We start from the raw sequence: 16473 nt of genomic DNA, 5'->3' as shown, positions 1-16473 counted from the left end.
TTGCGCGGTAGAAGTGTTGTTTTACCAATTATCCACAAAAATTTGGTACAGGGGCACCGCATCACACGCGTTCTGAGTGCTTTGAAAATTCCAATGTCCACTTACTCTGACTGGATCCATTGGGAGCCGAGCGCACAAGAAATACAACACAACAAATTGAGAATTGCCGTCGAATCAATTTACACAGCCAATAAAGGCATTTATGGTTATCGACGAATTGCTAAAACCATGCGCGACTTATTCAAACTAGCAATCAGCGACCGCTTTGTATGGCAATTGATGAGTGAAGCTGGCTTGAAATCGCGTATGCAAAAGCGATATAACAAGCCTACAACAGTCAATGACAAAGATCAGATGCCAAATCTCATTATCAATCTGGATGACCTAAGTGGCGTAATTACAACTGACATTACGTATATCCAGTTGACCGATAAGACATGGGTTTACATGGCTAGTGCATATGATCCGGAAGACCGTAAGGTGCTGTCGTATCGAATCGCAGATACGATGACAGCTCAACTAGCAACCTCAGTAATCGTTAAGGCGCTAAGACGAGGTGAAAAAACACTGTATGTGCATAGCGATATGGGAAGCCAGTATACCAGCGAATTGTTTGAAAATACACTGGAGTCCATAGGTATTAGGCACTCTTACTCCCGTAAAGGGCACCCTTACGATAATGCCCGCATCGAAAGTTTTCACTCGTTACTCAAGAGGGAGCTGATCTACCAACAGGATTTCGAGAGTATCGCTGATGTGCAAGCCGCTGTTGGATGGTACGTCAACTGGTATAACAACAATCGTATATCACTCCGTGATGCCGCCTAGACCAATTTCTAGATGACATAAACGCGATTATACAAATTTGCCTATACACCGGCGTTTACAAGCACTGACTTTGTGAAGTCCAAAAATCACTCTGACAAGTGCTTATTTGCTATACCCTCAGACTTGTGAAATTCAACAAAATCCAAACTAGACCACCGTAACTCCATAGCCTCCGGCAGGCACAGGGGCAAAACCCCTGGACCCCATTAAAAAATGACCCAAAATCTGTACGAAATCAGGTCATTTTGAAAAATTTTCGTGGTACGAGCCCTAGCGGGCTCTAAAAAGAGGTCCGGAGTCTTGACATCAGAGCCCATGAAGGCATTAGTTATACACGTGAACACCAGCAATTACGTTCGGTGGAACATGATAGTCTCGTTTTTTCGCTTAAAAAGAATCTATTTTATTGGAATTCTAGACAACAGGCTGGTGACTTAGGAAATTTTATTGCTGCGTGGCATAATCTGGATAAGAATTAAGCCTGGAAAGCTTGGGAAACGTTTAGTGAACAATATTTGGGTGAGGACGAGCATAAAAAAGCGCACTACCAAAGTCAAATGAACGTGGCGCAACGCCAGTATCATTTTGACTGGGGACGCTGGCCGTTAGAATCCAGTCACAAAGCTCGTTGGCAAGCCGAAACTTATTTGATCACACAAAGGGGATTGAATCCTGATTTCGTGCGAGAGATGAGAAATAGAGGCGTTTTCGTACAAACCTTACCTCGAAAAAATCGGAACCAGCAAGGTCAGCTCGGACCTATGCTATTTCCGTGGCGTGATGAATCGGGGAAAGTTGTAGGTGCTGATATTCAGGGAACTATTATTGATTATCAGCGTTATCCCAAACGTGGAACCGAAAAACGGAGTGCAGCAGGTTCGAATGAGCAGTATGGTCATTCTTTCACCACAGGAAACGGTGCAGATAAATTGATTATTTTTGAAGCACCGATTGATGCATTGTCGTATGCTCAAATGCATTGGGAGACTTTACAGCATGAGAACGCGACATTATTTTCCTTATCAGGTACCAAGCATGAGAAGGTATTGCCACAATTACAGCGAATGTTGGCGATTAATGGCCAGTTACCCCATGAGGTGATTGTCGCCACAGACAATGACCAGGCAGGCCACGAAGTAGCCAAACGCATCATGTCCGTTGATTATGAGCAATTTACTTGGCGACGTGAAATTCCAACTGATAGTAAGGATTGGAATGATGCCCTAAAGTCGCAAAATCTGCGTGTTACGGAGTTAGCTACTGAACAGGTTCGCGCAATGGATGTTCCTTCTGAGGCCACCTTAGGAGAACAGCCTCGTGATTTAGACTTAAGTCCTCAAACGCCTGAGATAGGTAACGACGTTGACTCAGAAACTCCTACGGCAGAAGTTGTGACACGTCAGAATGAAGAACGACGTGTCATTAGAAAAGCGACAAAGGTCCCCCGAAAATCACGCAAGCGTGATCGTTCAAAACGGATGAATCGTCAGGAACGCAAGGAAGCCATCTATCAACGCAATGAAGAACTGATTCATGCCGCCCTGAAACGCGTTCGTGAGTATGAAGATAATCCCCAAGAAATCCAACGCTATTTGGACTTCATTGCCCAGGGTTTAAATTATTCAGCCAAAAATACGCGTCTGATCTACGCACAACGGCCGGATGCCACAATTGTGATGGGGTATCAACAATTCCAAAAACATGGGATCCAAGTGAATAAAGGTGAGACAGGAATACGTATTTATGGTGAACCAGAAATCACCAAGTTTATTGCGCTGTCACCAGTAGAGGAGATTAAATGGTCGATCGCGACTCCTGAGCAGCGTCAAGCCGCTGAAGATGGTAAGTTTGAGACGTTTGAAAAGAAATGGTATCCACATCGCACTGTTTTTGATATTAAGCAAACAAACGCCAAAGAAGCTGATTTACCAAAGTTACTGCCAAATCGCCCGATAACTCGGGAAACAAAACGATCTGATTATGAGTTACACCAGATTTATCAGGTATTAAAAGATTTTGCCAAGGAACATGATATTACGATTTATGATCAAGATCAGTCTGCCATTAAGCTATTGTCTCAGGGGAGAGCCATGAGTCGCGACGGGATTGCCAAAGGCGTATTTGTGAGACCTCGATCAGAAAATGATAAACCAAGCATTATTTTACGACCAGACTTGCCGTTAACTGACCGTATTGGTGTTTTAGCTCATGAATATTAGGGCATGCGTCTTTGCATGTTAACACTGACAAGCATTCACATCCACGCCACATTAAAGAGTTACAAGCAGAAATGACCAGCTATGTTGTTCTTAAACATCTTGGCATTGAACCAGGATCGGTTAGTGAGCGATATATGAGCCAGTGGACGAATGGATTGGAAAAGTTAGCCGCGTACGCCGACCGGCCCGGTAATGTCATTGATGAAATCACGTTAGCTAGTACAGAAATCACAAAATATCTGACTCGTCAATTGGCTAACTCTCAGGTAGAATTACCACAACCAGTCATTCACAAAGAAAAGGGGTTAAGCAGATAATGTATGATGAAAAAGAGTATAGTGGTGAATTAATCAGTTATCAAAAGAATCCATACCACGATAAGTTTGAACTTGTTTTGCAGCTATTTGATGAAGATCAGCTTCAGTATCACACTAAAACTATGACATTTGTGATCCCCGGTAACGACCTGCTCACCTTATTCCCTGCGGGAGAACCATATGAAGGGGGAGAATATGCAGTAACTGTTCGTTACGGTCAAGATTGGACCCAAGTCATTCAGGTTGTTGATTTAGACCCAGACATTACCTGGGTAGCGGCTGAGGACATGCCCGAAGGGTGGGTAGATGAAGACCATGAACGTGTCTCACTACCAAGCATTGAACGTGATCGGCTGGCCCAAGAACAACGCGAGCGGCAAAAATGGTTGCCAACCAAGGAAGACGTTGCTAAGCAAATGGCTTTGAACGCGGATAATCCTGAGCTTGAGGCGCAATATCAACGATACTTAAGGACAGAAGCGTTTGTTAAGCAGTATCGTGAAGAACAGCCGGACACGATTTTGACTGACAGTCAAATTTTGAAGTATATCGGTCATTTTGACGATGATGGTTATCAGTTAGATGAACAGTCCTAACATTACCCGAGTGGAAATATAAATGGTCCAAAACATACTCAGTGGTCAATCAGCAATGGTTGACCACTTTTTTTGTGCTCGGATTTTTGGGTTAAACTCTCGGTGTACTGTTAAAGCGATATGACCTTCTGGTGATGCTATTAGAAAGGGGGATTAGTACCATGCCACTTTATGTCGTTAAACGTCAAGATCCCTGGAAGGTATCCTTTAACGACACGACAAGGCCAGTGACACGGCAAGAAATGTTAAAGCGACAACAGAAACGCTTGCGGCGTCAAAGAGTCTTTGATGTCACGTCACTTGTTGCAATTTTGATCATGATATGGCTGTGCTGGCATAGCTTAAAGTAGAAAGGAGAGTAAGATGCCTTTACATAATGAAGTAAAGCAATCCGTTGTGGCAACGAAAAAACGACGACCACGTTGGCGCAAATGGGTGGTTGTTGGTGGTTCGGTTTTGGCTTTAGTGACGGTATCGGCGGTTGGCTACGATATGTATAACAATCATCAGGTGCAAGAAGTGTCCGCTGCGTTACAAAAGAAGTCTAAGACAACAATTGCGTCTACTGAAAGCCTGAAGTCAGCGAAAAACTTGGCCTACGGTAGTCAAAACAATGGGGTTCCGAATGCAACACAATTGAAGAAGTATCGGAACGAACCAGAAAAGTTATATGGCCGTGGTTACATTGCCGTTCCAAAACAAGCAGGTGTTACGCAACCCATTAGCAGCCTGCCCATTAATGAAGGTGCTAGCAATAAAGTACTCGCAACTGGTGCGGGTACGCCAACAGCTGGCGAGGTCATGGGTGAAGGTAACTTCTCAGTTGCGGCCCACAACTTTGGCAATGGGGTGACATACTTTAGCCCGATGCAAAAGGGGATTGATGTTAATAAATCCCCCAAAGCTTATTTGACGGATGGAAAACGTCTTTACACATATGAGTTTAATAAGACCTCAGATGAGGTATCGGGACGTAAGGTCGTCAATTATAAGCAAGGGGACGTTTTGAACGATTCCGTTGGCCATGGGAAAGCAATATTAACAATGATTACGTGTGATGAGCCTGGATTATTTACGTTGCATCCAGAAAATCGTTTGTTGCTACGAGGTCATTTGGTGAAGAGTGAACCAATTAGTCAGGCAAGTGATTCGGAGAGAGCCCTCTTTCCACAATTATTCTAGGAAATTAGTTTAAATTTGATATTGAAATGGGAGAATAAACATGAAGACAATGAGTCATAAGGAGACAAAGCAATTCAAGCGTCACGCCACAATGGCGATGGCAACGTTAACGTTGGCGGGTGTTGCGACACTACCAGCAATGCGCGTACTAGCAGCCGATAAAACAACCGACAATAGTTCTTCAAGTAGTAGTGCCTCAACTCAGTCGGGTAAAGACACCGAAACGTCGAGCAATGATGATACGCAAAAGGGATTGACTGTGACCCCGGATGCAACAAACCTTGATAAGGCAGTTTCAGATGCCAAGTCAGCGGGTGTGTCGGTTAATGAAGGTACTGAAAAGGTAAAGGTTGTTAAGGCAAGTGAAGCGGCCGATGCAAAGCAAGCTATCGAGCAAGATTACGCAAAGCAAGTTGATCAACTCAACAAGGCGACCTCGGAATACCAAAACTACCAATCTCAGTTAGCCGATTATCAAAAGCAAATGAATGCGCTCGCAAGTGATCAAACATCAAGTGGCGTGTTCAACCTTAATGCTTATTATGGTGGTTTTTTGAATGGTAAGTTGAATTATCAATACACATACCATTACGATGCTAAGAAAAACACCATTGTGGTCACAAACGTAAAGTATGATTTTAGCAAGGAAAACCCCGAGAAGTTTGGGGCAGGATTCTGGGATACAGTCATTGCCCAAAGCCCTAAGGCAAGTATCCCAAAGGATGAGGCTAAGGGAGAAATCTCAGGTGGAGCGGATACCACTTATACTGGTCAAAGCATTTACGACAGTGTCAAAGATGAGAAGTATGGGGTGAATGAGTTCATTTCACACAACAATAAGACCGATGAGTATGTGATTAAGAACAACGAGTCAGTTGGCGTTCCATACAATGCGCTGGACAACGGCGATGGCACTTGGACCCTCGGGCGTTTGTTAACGCGAAATCGACAAGGTACTGGGTCAAATGAATATGCTGGTTGGACAGAAACTGCACCAACAGCAAAGATTTAAGCACCCACAGAACCTGATAAGCCAACTACAAAAGTGACTGTGCAAAAGACGAAATTGGTAGTGGTGCCTGATGTTCAAAAGGATGTCGACGCAGGAACTAACGCGGGGAATATTGACGGTTCTGCTAATGGACAAGTCTTTATGACTGGTGATGCACTAAGCTACTCCCTCAGTGCATCAGCGTTGCCAGCTGGACGAGATCAGTATAAGTCGTTAGCGTACGAGGATCCGCTACCAGACGGGTTTAGTTACACCGGTGCGAAGGCATTTGATAAAGATGGTAAGGATATTAGTGATCAGTTCACATTTTCCGAAAAGGATGGCAAGTTCTCGGCTGCCTATACAGAAGAAGCTCTAAAGACAATCAACGGAAATACTGATAAGGAAACGCCAATTGCAACCATTGAGGTTTACGGGGTTGCTGAAAAAGACGGCGTTAAGTTGGCGAATACTTACAACTTGGTTGTTGACGGCACCAATTTCGAATCAAACGAAGTTGAGTCGTCAGTTGTGGATTTCCAAGCCCATAAGGATATCGAATTAGGTGTGAAAGATACTGCCACGGGTCAAAGTATTGCTGGTAAAGCTGTTAAGAATGGGCAAGAGTTGACTTATGAATTAACAGCCGATGATTTGCCTGCGAACCGAGCTGCGGACATTAATGGTTTGAAGTGGCAAGATACCTTGCCTGATTATGTGGATTACATCGGGTATAAGGTCGTGAATGCAGACGGCAAGGATGTCACTGATGATTATGAGTATAAGGGAGACAATAATCGTCAGTTCGAGATCGATAAGAAGTCGACAGATGCTGAAAATGCAGACAAAACAACCGCATACAAGAATGACACGGTGCTGATTTACGTTAAGGCGAACCAAGATGGTGTCAACTTCAAGAACACTGCACACATGGTACTTAACGACAACGATAAGGTCACGAATACTGTTACTAACAGCACTTCAGCAGCCGAAAAACAAGCAACACCTGCAAAGGAAGAGTCCCCTGCAAAGGAATTGCCGAATACCGGTTCAACTGGTTTGGTGCAGCAAGCTATCAACTGGTTCGTCACTCTATTGAAGTAGTTGGCAAAATGAAGCGTATGGAGCTGATGATATGGACTTAAATAAGTTTCGAAATTTAGCATATAATAATGATGAGCTGGCCATTTTGACTGTCTTGAGTTGGCTAACTGAAACTAGACCGGAAATGGGGGAATGGGGGGACGGCTTTTTTGCTTCACGACGGTGGGATGATATTAAAGACGATCCATTACTCCAAGCACAGACTTTGTTTGAAGAGTTTGAGGCGGAATTCAATGACGACAATATTGATCAGGAGTGTGCATATAAGCGATTAAAAAATACACGTTTGAAACGTCGATAATAGGTTGTTTACTGATATTTAGCATGTTAAACTATCCTTAGTATCAAAAGAATAACCACCTTTTCTTACGACCCTAATATTAGTTTGTAGAGCACTGTCTGATGAAGGCAGTGCTTTATTTTATGCCACGAATTCTTATCAGATTCAGATAATTTTACAATACCTGTATGCGGGTAAGTACGTTAATATCAAGGATAAAAAGGAGTTGGACAATGAATTGGATACCTGAATTATTAGCCATTGCCAATGGTGACTTAACCGATGAGCGCGTGCTTCAGCGGGGCCGCCTGCTGTGGGAAAATGCCGATAAAGGGACCTATATAGTTGATGATGCGAAATGTCTAAACAGTATTGAGGAACTAGCTAGATATTTGCATATTGGAAACGTAAAGTTGTTAGAGTTGTTTGATGAGGCTGATGCATTACAACAGAAATCCTTTCACTATCAGACACACATTATTAAGTTAAATAGAAAATCAGGTCGGAAGTCCTTTCGCCACTCTCGAACCCAGTAAAAAGGCTAGCCCCCATGTTTTAGGGGAGCTAGCCTTTTTTGCACACTTTTTGTAGGAGCCGTAAAGTACGTTAGGCTATGCCTTGTAAAATACACAAAGGGAGTTCGGACGTATGAAACTAACTAAACTATTTAAGAAATCAAGCACGCAAAGTGCCGATTCCGGCTTTTTGATTGACGATCAATTTCAAATCTCACTCAGTGATCCTGGTGTTCTCAAAAAGCAACTCGCTCATTTTAACAAAATGTGTGAAGACGAAGATGATCAGTCACTGCTTGCAAGCGTCGGCTTTACCAAGCCGTTTTCAGCAACTAAGCCTTATCTGACGCTATTAGCATTCGACAATGTATTCAAGTTATCACTTGCTGATGACACATTAACGGACCAGCAAGGGGCTATTGAGGCCGAGCTGATTGAATATGATTACCCACAAACTGGTCAAATCAATAAGGTTGTTGAACAAAAGCAAATTGTTGATCGTCACCAATTGACGATTAATTTATCTGATTTTGTCCATTTACCACATGCTATCGCGCATACCATTATGAATGTTAATGATGAGCGAGTTGGTTATGATGAACGTGTTGGCTATATTGAGACCATTTTAAACTACTATGACTCAGTATATGGGGTACCCTTTGAAAAACTATACGGGGTCAGACCAACAGCCAGCCAAGCGATTAATTTACCCAAAGAAGCAGATTATGCCAAAGCCTTAACTAATCACGATGTGATTACGGTAGCAGGTATTATTAATGATCCAACCCTAACCACAGTTGACACGCATGTTGATCCCGTTGGGGAAATTTTACCCGAGATGACTGAGGGTCATGATTTGCTGGATTCGGCTGTACAAATGCCGGTAGACAATTATTCATCTGAATTGCGTGAAACAAGTGAAGGACTAGCAACGGAGACGTCTGAGATGCCAACGGCAGTCACCATGCCATTGTCGGATATTCAAAGAGGGGAGCTGGTTGCTGAATCACATCCTGTCAATCCGGAGACACAATCACAAGTGACACCCACCTTAGGTGACATGCCAACCCTGTCAATTTCACTTGATCAGGTCGACTTGACGGTACCACTTTTTGATGTACCAGATAAAATTAATCTTCCCGCGCCACACGAAGATCATTACGTTGAGGCGTCAATGTTGAACTTAGCTAAGCAATTTAATGACACGCGCCTCATTATGCAAGAGCAGATTAATGCCAATAATCGTCAAAAGCTACAGGCGCTTGTGGCTGACTTACAGGATCAAATTACCGTTCCCTGGCGAGAACAACCAACAGATTTGGTGCTTAAGCAAACCGTCGAAGAGCGTGTAGATGAAGAACTGGCGACAAGAGCTGAAGAACAGTTAACCGTTCGCCGTGATAAGATCAAGCGGGACCATGAACAAGCGATTGAGGCTGAAAAGCAACGTCATGAAACGGAATTGGCCAAAATCGATGCTAAAGCGGAGTCAGAAGAAAAAGCATTACCTCAGGTGATTTTTGAAGAGAACGACGCTTTGCGTCTTCAAAAGATTGAAACGTTGATGGCCGAAGCACAACAAGATCGTGAACAGGCCGTGACACGGGAAGTACAATCCACAATGGCAACAGCGCAAGCACAAATCGATAAGTTGGTTGAAGAGCTACGCGCTAATGCAACAGGTATGCTAGAAAAGCTAATTAATGAGCAAGAGGACCTGCTTAAATCTGAAAAGAAAGCACTCCTAGCAGAGCACAATGAGGCCGTGACCAATTACGCACAGGTTGTTGCAGCCCAAAATGAGGCTGTTAATCTACAAAGAATTACTGACGGGCAAGAAGCCTTACAATCAACCGTTGATGAGCTAACACAACAAAATGCGCAATTGCGACAACAACTTATCGCGCGTGAGGCAGAGTTACGTGGTTCGCAAGCGGCGTTTACCAAAGCAGATGAAGCCATTAAAGCAACTGAGACCATGCAAGAATTAGTCACGCCTATTTTACAACAGGCACAGCAGCAACCGGATCCAGCACCTGAACAGCCACGTAAACACACTGGTTGGATTGCAGGTGGTGTGTTAGCCACTATCGTGGCACTATCAGCTGGTGTTGGTGGCACCTACATGACCATGTCGGCTCAGGAGAATAATCGCCAAACCAAAGATGAAATTGCGACCCTCAAGAGTAGCCTGGCAACCCAAGAAAAGCGCACAGCCACTTTACAAGCTAACCAAACTGCAACGAGCCAATCAAAAGCAGCAACTAATACCAATCAACCAACATTGGCCGATTTGGATGAAGATCTGAATGCCGGCAAACTAGATGTCTACGACAAAGCATTTAAAGACGCCGACTTGAAGACTGAAGCGCGCACCTTGCTTGCTGGTCAATTGCTTATCGCAAATCAACGTCTCGATGATGCCAAGCGTTTAGCAGCTGCAAATGAAGGGCATAACAAGACGTTACAACAAGTGATTAAGACACATAATTAACCAAAATAATGTAGAAAAGGCGGTCGTAAAATGATCGTCTTTTTTAATCAATAGCAATCCTAAGCGAGTGTGACGGACACTAAAATCCTGCAATCAGCAACATCTACTAGCCACGCTGAAACCCAAAGAAGGCGAGAAAAAATACATACTGACTATTTTTTGCTTATAGCTCACAAAAAGTAAATTAGTATAGTTTGTCAAATTTCTGTAATATCCATTGGGTAATGAAAATTTACGGATGGAGAAAAGGTTATGAAGTTAACGTATAAATCTAAGATAAGTTTATTGCTAATCATTAGCTATGTAGTCATTGAGCTACTGGTGGTGGTCAGAGACAAAGGCTTCGGTTTGTTTGGTAGAGCGTTAGGACTACTGCAGAACGATGGGCCAACGTTATTGGGGGCGGTCATTTATTTTGTATATGCTCTTGCCTTGTCAGTTTTACCGCTCTACATCATAAAAAACTGGCGCAGTATTAAATTCCACTTTAGACTTCGTCAGGATATCGACTGGCTATCATTGGCACTACTGTTTTTAACCTTTGCTTGGTCGTTTAGGGATCAAATTGCGGATACGATTACAAACTTACCCAAAACTAGTCTGAGTGAAACAATCTATAATATTCTAATGGGAAGTCAGCCAGGTTTCTTTGAGGAATTCTTAGTGAGAGGAACCTTGCTAGTTTTGTTAGTAACCATTCTTAAGAACGGCAAATACAAAGCTATCAATGTGGCCTTATTGAGTTCAATTGTATTCGGACTGCTACATCTGATTAACTTCATTGGTGGTGGTCAAGGCTTGCTTGAAACGGTACAACAAGTGTTGTACGCAGTTGTCCTAGGCCTAATTTTCACCGTTATGTACTACCGTACTGGCTCTTTGTGGGTACCAATCTTCTGGCACGCTCTGCTAGACAGCACGTACAACTTCAGTTCAGCCGGTGGCACCAGTTCATGGTGGGACCTAATCACTGCCTTCCTGCCTGTATTCATTGTTTCGATTTGGATGTTGCGACCATCTATGAACGAGACTAACTTAGCCAAGTTTAATACCAATGATTAACTTGGCATTGGTAGTTGTCACTTATCCCTGGCAAAATTTTAGTTGACGTGCAGCCTACGGTTGCACTACGATTATAGCAATCTAACAAAGGGGGAATAATTTTATGTCAATTGATGATCAAGTAGATAAGGTAGCTGGTAAGGCTAAAGAATTTGCAGGTAACGCTACAGGTGATAAGCACCTAGAAGGTGAGGGCAAAGCCCAAAACCTTGCCGGAAAGGCCAAAGAAGCCTTGGGCAATCTCAAAGACAAGGCCGAAGGCTTTGTAGAAGAGGCTAAAGACAAGATTAACGGCGATAAGTCATAATCACAATTTACTGAACTCAGCATAAATTGCGATTCCTAACAAAAAGAGGTTCGATACAATGCGTATCGGACCTCTTTTAGTCTCCTGTATTAATTTGTTCTGTCTATAGCTGCCTGCATACTATCAAATGCACCAAATACTTGGATGAATAGGTCAGTCATACGCGGATCTTTTAGCTGACCACGTGCCATATCAACTAATGAGACACTTTGATCGATGGAATGTTTAAAAATCTCACGCTCTGGTACATTAGCGACAACCTTGGGGTCGTCGGCCGTGTCTGCCAATAATTTCTGTGAATGAATTCGGCGTTTATTAATTTTATTATTGAAGAATAACAACTCAGCGGTAACCAAAGACTCATTTCTATTCAATGGATTGCGATTGTTCTCTTTAAAAAGAGCGATACGATTCTCTAGTTTTGTGCGTGCTGAGATGCCAAACCGTTCCGGTTCAATCGGCATCATGATAACATCTGAGGCCATGACCACCGCTCGATTTACAGCTTTAAAATCTGGGTGGGTATCAAAAATAATGTAATCATATTGTTCCCAGTTGTGGATACTATCAAAGTCCTCTAACCAAAAATTCAAAGTATGTAGGTGATTATCCTGTTGCATGAGCTCAACATCTAGTGATTCCAACAAAAAGCTCCCAGGAATCAAATCTAGATTGTCAGACATGTGGTGAATTTTGACATCCATATTGCGAAACATATTGACACTAGAGTGTTGTTGTTGGTCAACTAGGCCGTAAGTTTCTGAGAGTGAAAGTTGTTGATCGACATCGACCAACAACACGTTGTGTTGCTTTTCTTTGGCCAAATACTCACCAAATTCATAAGCCATAGTGGTCTTACCAACGCCACCTTTTTCAGCTAAAAACGTGACAATCTTCATTTCGTTAAATCTCCTAATCGTGGTTTACAGGGGCACTTTCGTTGATTTTTTTGCAGTAGTAAAAGATTGCCATTTGGTAAATTAAGCATATCAGACACTCATAAAACGGCGCAAGCACCTTAATAAACTCCTAAAAAATAAATGACTGTTCACTTAACGCATCGTGAGGGAGAAATCGACTACAATAAATTTATCTACAAGTAAAGGAGTAGTCGGATGGTTGCGTATATCAGAATAACACGTCGTGAACGGTTTTTAATTTGGTCATGGTATTACCAGCATCATTTAAATTTGAGACAGATCGCGATTAAACTAGGGCGCCCACCGAAGACAATCTATGCGGAGGTTAAAAATAATCGTCCAAGACCTGATGTCGCGTTAGACAAAATACCATACGATCCGGAGTACGCGGATATGATTGCTTATCGGAGAAGAGTCGCCCGCAAACAGGGGAAAATCCAGACCGATAAGGCCACGCTCACGAGAATCAGAAAAGCGATAGAGGACAAAAAATGGTCAATCCCCATGATTGCACATGGTGTTAAACACGCGCCGACGGCGCCGACATTGTACCGGTATCTGAAACGGGGCGTGTCTGCACTAAACGCTTATATCCCACATAAATATCATAAGCCCGCTCCTAGTATGGCCCAAATTATGCGTTCCAACAAAGAAAGCGAACTCATCACTAAACGCTCAATTGATCAGCGCCCGCTCAAAATCAATAACCGCCAAAACGTTGGTCATTGGGAAATGGATTGCATTGATTCACCTAAAGGGGTGTCGACAAGTCTCCTTGTCTTTGTCGAGCGTAAGTCAAGATATGTTCAAATCTATAAAGTGCGTCATAAGCGCTATGATCAAATAGGTATAGCGCTGAAAGATTTTTTGCATCGGCAAAGAGATAATGTGAAATCAATTACCACAGATCGTGGGCATGAGTTTGCCAATAGCAATGTGCTGTCCTTGTTAACAAAAGCAAACGTCGAGGTATATTTCACGCATGCCTATAGTCCAGGAGAGAAGGGAACCATTGAACGTATCAATCGGGACATCCGCAAATTTTTCCCGAAAGGTCAGTCATTGGCACCAATTCTGCCAGCTGAAATTAAGCGAGTAGAGAACATCATCAACCACTATCCAAGGGAAGTTTTATCTTGGCAAACGCCCCGGAAAGTCTTCAGTGACTTAATGCGACGAAAGAGAGCAGTTGAAAAGCATCGCCAGATGGCACGAATTCGACGGGTGTTGGCATAGCACTACAGTGATCATCTGTCATCGGATTGTAATAAAAAGATAAATTCAGCGTCCAATTTTTAGGAGTGGAAGATTGGATCTTTTTAGTGTGACCTAAAACTGGGTGTCAATTGTGACAAAAAGAGATGTTTTGTAACATGAATAAAAACGGTAATAATATTCGTTAAAATGAATATATCAATTTCGAATTGTCTGATATACAGGCCTCCTATTTTCAGGACACTAAATCGTGAGTTTTGTAATCAAATTGTAAAGCACTGAAAAACGCCTTTATACAGGCGTTTACGATGGCAGTTAGGTATTTTTTCAAGAAAAAGTTACGTTAGATACTTGACAATCCCCGTGGCTTTTTAGTTTACATAATATTTTAATTGAAAAATTGAAACCTTGATTTATCAACGGTTGAAGCCTTTCAATGGGGGTTGACAAACTTACTTGCATATTGTGCATTCAAGCGTATAATTATAAGAGCTGGAAATGGTCATTTTTAGAGTTGGGGGTGATGACAATCGCAACACGTATTCCAGAACAGTTGGTCGAAGAAATTCGACAACGTGTTAATATCGTTGATGTCATTTCGCCATATGTACAACTGAAGAAACAGGGACGCAATCTGTTTGGGCTTTGCCCGTTCCACGATGAGCGTACACCGTCTTTCTCAGTTAATGAAGATAAACAAATTTATCACTGCTTCTCATGCGGTCGTGGTGGTAACGTCTTTAGTTTTATCATGGATATCGATAATGCAACCTTCCCACAAGCTGTGGCAAAGGTTGCCCCATTTGCCGGGGTTGATTTAGATGCATCATACACATCTGACGAAGCAACGGAAGTGGTTGATCCACAAATTAAGGCGCTGCGTGAATTGTACGCAGACGCGACAAAGTTGTACCACCACTTGCTAGTTAATACCGAGGCAGGTGAGGGTGCCCTTGATTACCTACATAATCGAGGCTTGGATGATGGCACAATTGATGCATTTATGCTTGGGTTCGCACCTGAAAATGATGTGTTGATTAACTACTTTCAAGAACAACAAGTAGATTATCAGTTGCTACGTTCATCGGAATTGTTCATTGAATGGGATGATGGCACGTTGCACGATCGCTTTACGAACCGTGTGCTTTTTACAATTCGTGATAGTGCTAGTCACCCAATCGCGTTTTCTGGACGTCGTTTGTCAAATGACGACACCCAAGCGAAGTACATGAATTCACCTGAGAGTCCACTGTTTAACAAGTCGCAAGAATTGTTTAACTTGGACCTTGCCAAGGGTGCAATTCGTAAGCAAAAACACGCAGTTGTGTTCGAAGGGTTCATGGACGTTATTGCCGCATTCCAAGCCGGCGTGCAAAATGGAGTTGCCTCAATGGGAACATCGTTGACGCCAGAACAGGTGCAAGTGCTTTCTCGCATGGCTGATAACGTGTCAATTAGTTATGACTCTGATGCAGCTGGTCAAAAGGCGACAAAGCGTGCGTTAGACTTGGTTGCGCAAAACGGGCACATTACGGCGAATGTGATTCACATTCCGGATAATCAAGATCCTGATGAGTTCTTACGTGCTAATGATGTCAGTGCATTTTTGAATGTGCTATCACATAATACTGAAGATCCAGTTGCGTTTAATATCCGCTATTTAAAGACGGATCGCAATCTGAATAACCAAACCGAGTTGTTTGCTTACGTAAGTGATGTATTAGGTGTCATTGCAACGGTGTCAGAACCCGTTATGCGCGAGACTTATCTACGTGAAATTTCTGATGAATTCAACATTGGCATGGAGGCGTTGCAAGATCAATTGCGTCCATTGCTACTGCAACAGCAGGCCAATCGTTCTAACCCTAGGTCGACGAATAATCGTCAATCGGGTTACCGTCGACCAGAGCCTAATTATCCGGTCGCGCCGAACGGAGATTGGCAAGCTAATGCACCGGCACCAATTCCGGCGCCAACGCCACGAACGATTTCACGAGTTGAAAAAGCTGAACGAATGCTGTTGGCTTGGATGCTCCGTGATAACGATGTTTGGTTGCAAGTGACTGGCACACCAGACTTTACGTTCGTTGACGTACCATACGAAACGCTGTTGATGTTGGCAACTGGCTATCGTGAGACACATGGCAATGAGCCAATTGTTGATATGGCAGGCTTTATGGACTTTGTTCAGAAACCTGAATTGACACGTATTTTGGCGACTCTTGATGATTTTGATGACGAATTATTCGCTGATCGTAGTCAAGTTGGCATGTATATTCAATTTATTAGCCACGATGCCCCATTATCTGATAGAATTAATAGGTTACAGCGTCAGATTAAAGAAGCTAATCAAATGCACAATGACGCGCTAGTCGCTCAACTTAGTGTTGAGTATATGGCGGCGTTACGTGAACAACAGACCCACAAGTAATTAAGGAGGCCG

15 protein-coding genes are annotated in these 16473 nt (G+C 43.0%); 14 read left to right on the top strand and 1 reads right to left on the bottom strand.

The features are described from left to right. The 12 genes from OIT45_RS11745 to OIT45_RS11690 all read left to right on the top strand — a co-directional run bounded on the left by OIT45_RS11745 (position 1) and on the right by OIT45_RS11690 (position 11895). Positions 1 to 828, top strand: a complete 828-nt coding sequence (locus OIT45_RS11745) for an IS3 family transposase (protein ID WP_264330066.1) — start codon at positions 1 to 3, stop codon at positions 826 to 828. Between the two features lie 515 nt (positions 829 to 1343). Beyond that, positions 1344 to 3047 carry a DUF3991 and toprim domain-containing protein gene (locus OIT45_RS11740; protein WP_264330294.1) on the top strand — a complete coding sequence of 568 codons (1704 nt, stop codon included), beginning with the start codon at positions 1344 to 1346 and terminating at the stop codon, positions 3045 to 3047. Between the two features lie 71 nt (positions 3048 to 3118). Then, positions 3119 to 3364 carry a hypothetical protein gene (locus OIT45_RS11735; RefSeq protein WP_264330293.1) on the top strand — a complete coding sequence of 82 codons (246 nt, stop codon included), beginning with the start codon at positions 3119 to 3121 and terminating at the stop codon, positions 3362 to 3364. Continuing rightward, positions 3364 to 3960 carry a hypothetical protein gene (locus tag OIT45_RS11730; RefSeq protein WP_264330292.1) on the top strand — a complete coding sequence of 199 codons (597 nt, stop codon included), beginning with the start codon at positions 3364 to 3366 and terminating at the stop codon, positions 3958 to 3960. The genes OIT45_RS11735 and OIT45_RS11730 overlap by 1 nt, the downstream gene beginning before the upstream one ends. Positions 3961 to 4323: 363 nt before the next feature. Then, positions 4324 to 5142, top strand: a complete 819-nt coding sequence (locus OIT45_RS11725) for a class A sortase (protein WP_264330291.1) — start codon at positions 4324 to 4326, stop codon at positions 5140 to 5142. A 40-nt stretch (positions 5143 to 5182) separates the two neighbouring features. Beyond that, positions 5183 to 6154, top strand: coding sequence for a hypothetical protein (locus OIT45_RS11720; protein ID WP_264340097.1), 972 nt, complete (start codon positions 5183 to 5185; stop codon positions 6152 to 6154). Between the two features lie 39 nt (positions 6155 to 6193). Further along, a complete protein-coding gene (locus tag OIT45_RS11715) occupies positions 6194 to 7237 on the top strand; it encodes a hypothetical protein (RefSeq protein ID WP_264340096.1) in 1044 nt (347 codons plus the stop codon). A 31-nt stretch (positions 7238 to 7268) separates the two neighbouring features. After that, a complete protein-coding gene (locus tag OIT45_RS11710) occupies positions 7269 to 7538 on the top strand; it encodes a hypothetical protein (RefSeq protein ID WP_199405053.1) in 270 nt (89 codons plus the stop codon). Positions 7539 to 7750: 212 nt separating this feature from the next. After that, positions 7751 to 8053, top strand: a complete 303-nt coding sequence (locus OIT45_RS11705) for a hypothetical protein (RefSeq protein ID WP_199405054.1) — start codon at positions 7751 to 7753, stop codon at positions 8051 to 8053. 112 nt (positions 8054 to 8165) lie between these two features. Continuing rightward, a complete protein-coding gene (locus OIT45_RS11700) occupies positions 8166 to 10526 on the top strand; it encodes a hypothetical protein (protein WP_199405040.1) in 2361 nt (786 codons plus the stop codon). Between the two features lie 252 nt (positions 10527 to 10778). Continuing rightward, positions 10779 to 11588: a CPBP family intramembrane glutamic endopeptidase gene (locus tag OIT45_RS12600; protein ID WP_277426395.1), complete on the top strand. Its 810-nt coding sequence runs from the start codon at positions 10779 to 10781 to the stop codon at positions 11586 to 11588. A gap of 103 nt (positions 11589 to 11691) precedes the next feature. After that, positions 11692 to 11895: a CsbD family protein gene (locus OIT45_RS11690; RefSeq protein WP_264330286.1), complete on the top strand. Its 204-nt coding sequence runs from the start codon at positions 11692 to 11694 to the stop codon at positions 11893 to 11895. Between the two features lie 89 nt (positions 11896 to 11984). Here the strand turns inward: OIT45_RS11690 and OIT45_RS11685 are convergent, their stop codons facing one another. After that, entirely contained in the window at positions 11985 to 12794 is an 810-nt protein-coding gene (locus tag OIT45_RS11685; RefSeq protein WP_199404399.1) for a ParA family protein, read from the bottom strand. A 216-nt stretch (positions 12795 to 13010) separates the two neighbouring features. On the opposite strand from OIT45_RS11685, the gene OIT45_RS11680 reads away from it, so the two are divergent. Together OIT45_RS11680 and dnaG are read left to right on the top strand one after the other, a co-directional pair. Further along, a complete protein-coding gene (locus tag OIT45_RS11680) occupies positions 13011 to 14051 on the top strand; it encodes an IS30 family transposase (RefSeq protein WP_199404398.1) in 1041 nt (346 codons plus the stop codon). Positions 14052 to 14553: 502 nt separating this feature from the next. Then, entirely contained in the window at positions 14554 to 16461 is a 1908-nt protein-coding gene (dnaG, locus tag OIT45_RS11675) for a DNA primase (protein WP_135485620.1), read from the top strand. The last annotated feature ends 12 nt before the right edge of the window (positions 16462 to 16473 follow it).

The organism is Weissella sp. LMG 11983 (genome assembly GCF_025908495.1).
In the GTDB taxonomy this organism is placed as follows: domain Bacteria; phylum Bacillota; class Bacilli; order Lactobacillales; family Lactobacillaceae; genus Weissella; species Weissella fermenti.
The sequence above is the reverse complement of the archived record's forward strand: the minus strand, read 5'-3'. Positions and strand labels throughout refer to the sequence as shown.

Excerpts from the sequence above, each read along its gene's own strand:
- dnaG (WP_135485620.1), top strand. The coding sequence starts at position 14,554 with ATGACAATCGCAACACGTATTCCAGAACAGTTGGTCGAAGAAATTCGA.
- OIT45_RS11705 (WP_199405054.1), top strand. The coding sequence starts at position 7,751 with ATGAATTGGATACCTGAATTATTAGCCATTGCCAATGGTGACTTAACC.
- OIT45_RS11680 (WP_199404398.1), top strand. The coding sequence starts at position 13,011 with ATGGTTGCGTATATCAGAATAACACGTCGTGAACGGTTTTTAATTTGG.
- OIT45_RS11730 (WP_264330292.1), top strand. The coding sequence starts at position 3,364 with ATGTATGATGAAAAAGAGTATAGTGGTGAATTAATCAGTTATCAAAAG.
- OIT45_RS11700 (WP_199405040.1), top strand. The coding sequence starts at position 8,166 with ATGAAACTAACTAAACTATTTAAGAAATCAAGCACGCAAAGTGCCGAT.
- OIT45_RS12600 (WP_277426395.1), top strand. The coding sequence starts at position 10,779 with ATGAAGTTAACGTATAAATCTAAGATAAGTTTATTGCTAATCATTAGC.
- OIT45_RS11690 (WP_264330286.1), top strand. The coding sequence starts at position 11,692 with ATGTCAATTGATGATCAAGTAGATAAGGTAGCTGGTAAGGCTAAAGAA.
- OIT45_RS11735 (WP_264330293.1), top strand. The coding sequence starts at position 3,119 with ATGACCAGCTATGTTGTTCTTAAACATCTTGGCATTGAACCAGGATCG.
- OIT45_RS11720 (WP_264340097.1), top strand. The coding sequence starts at position 5,183 with ATGAAGACAATGAGTCATAAGGAGACAAAGCAATTCAAGCGTCACGCC.
- OIT45_RS11725 (WP_264330291.1), top strand. The coding sequence starts at position 4,324 with ATGCCTTTACATAATGAAGTAAAGCAATCCGTTGTGGCAACGAAAAAA.
- OIT45_RS11710 (WP_199405053.1), top strand. The coding sequence starts at position 7,269 with ATGGACTTAAATAAGTTTCGAAATTTAGCATATAATAATGATGAGCTG.
- OIT45_RS11685 (WP_199404399.1), bottom strand. The coding sequence starts at position 12,794 with ATGAAGATTGTCACGTTTTTAGCTGAAAAAGGTGGCGTTGGTAAGACC.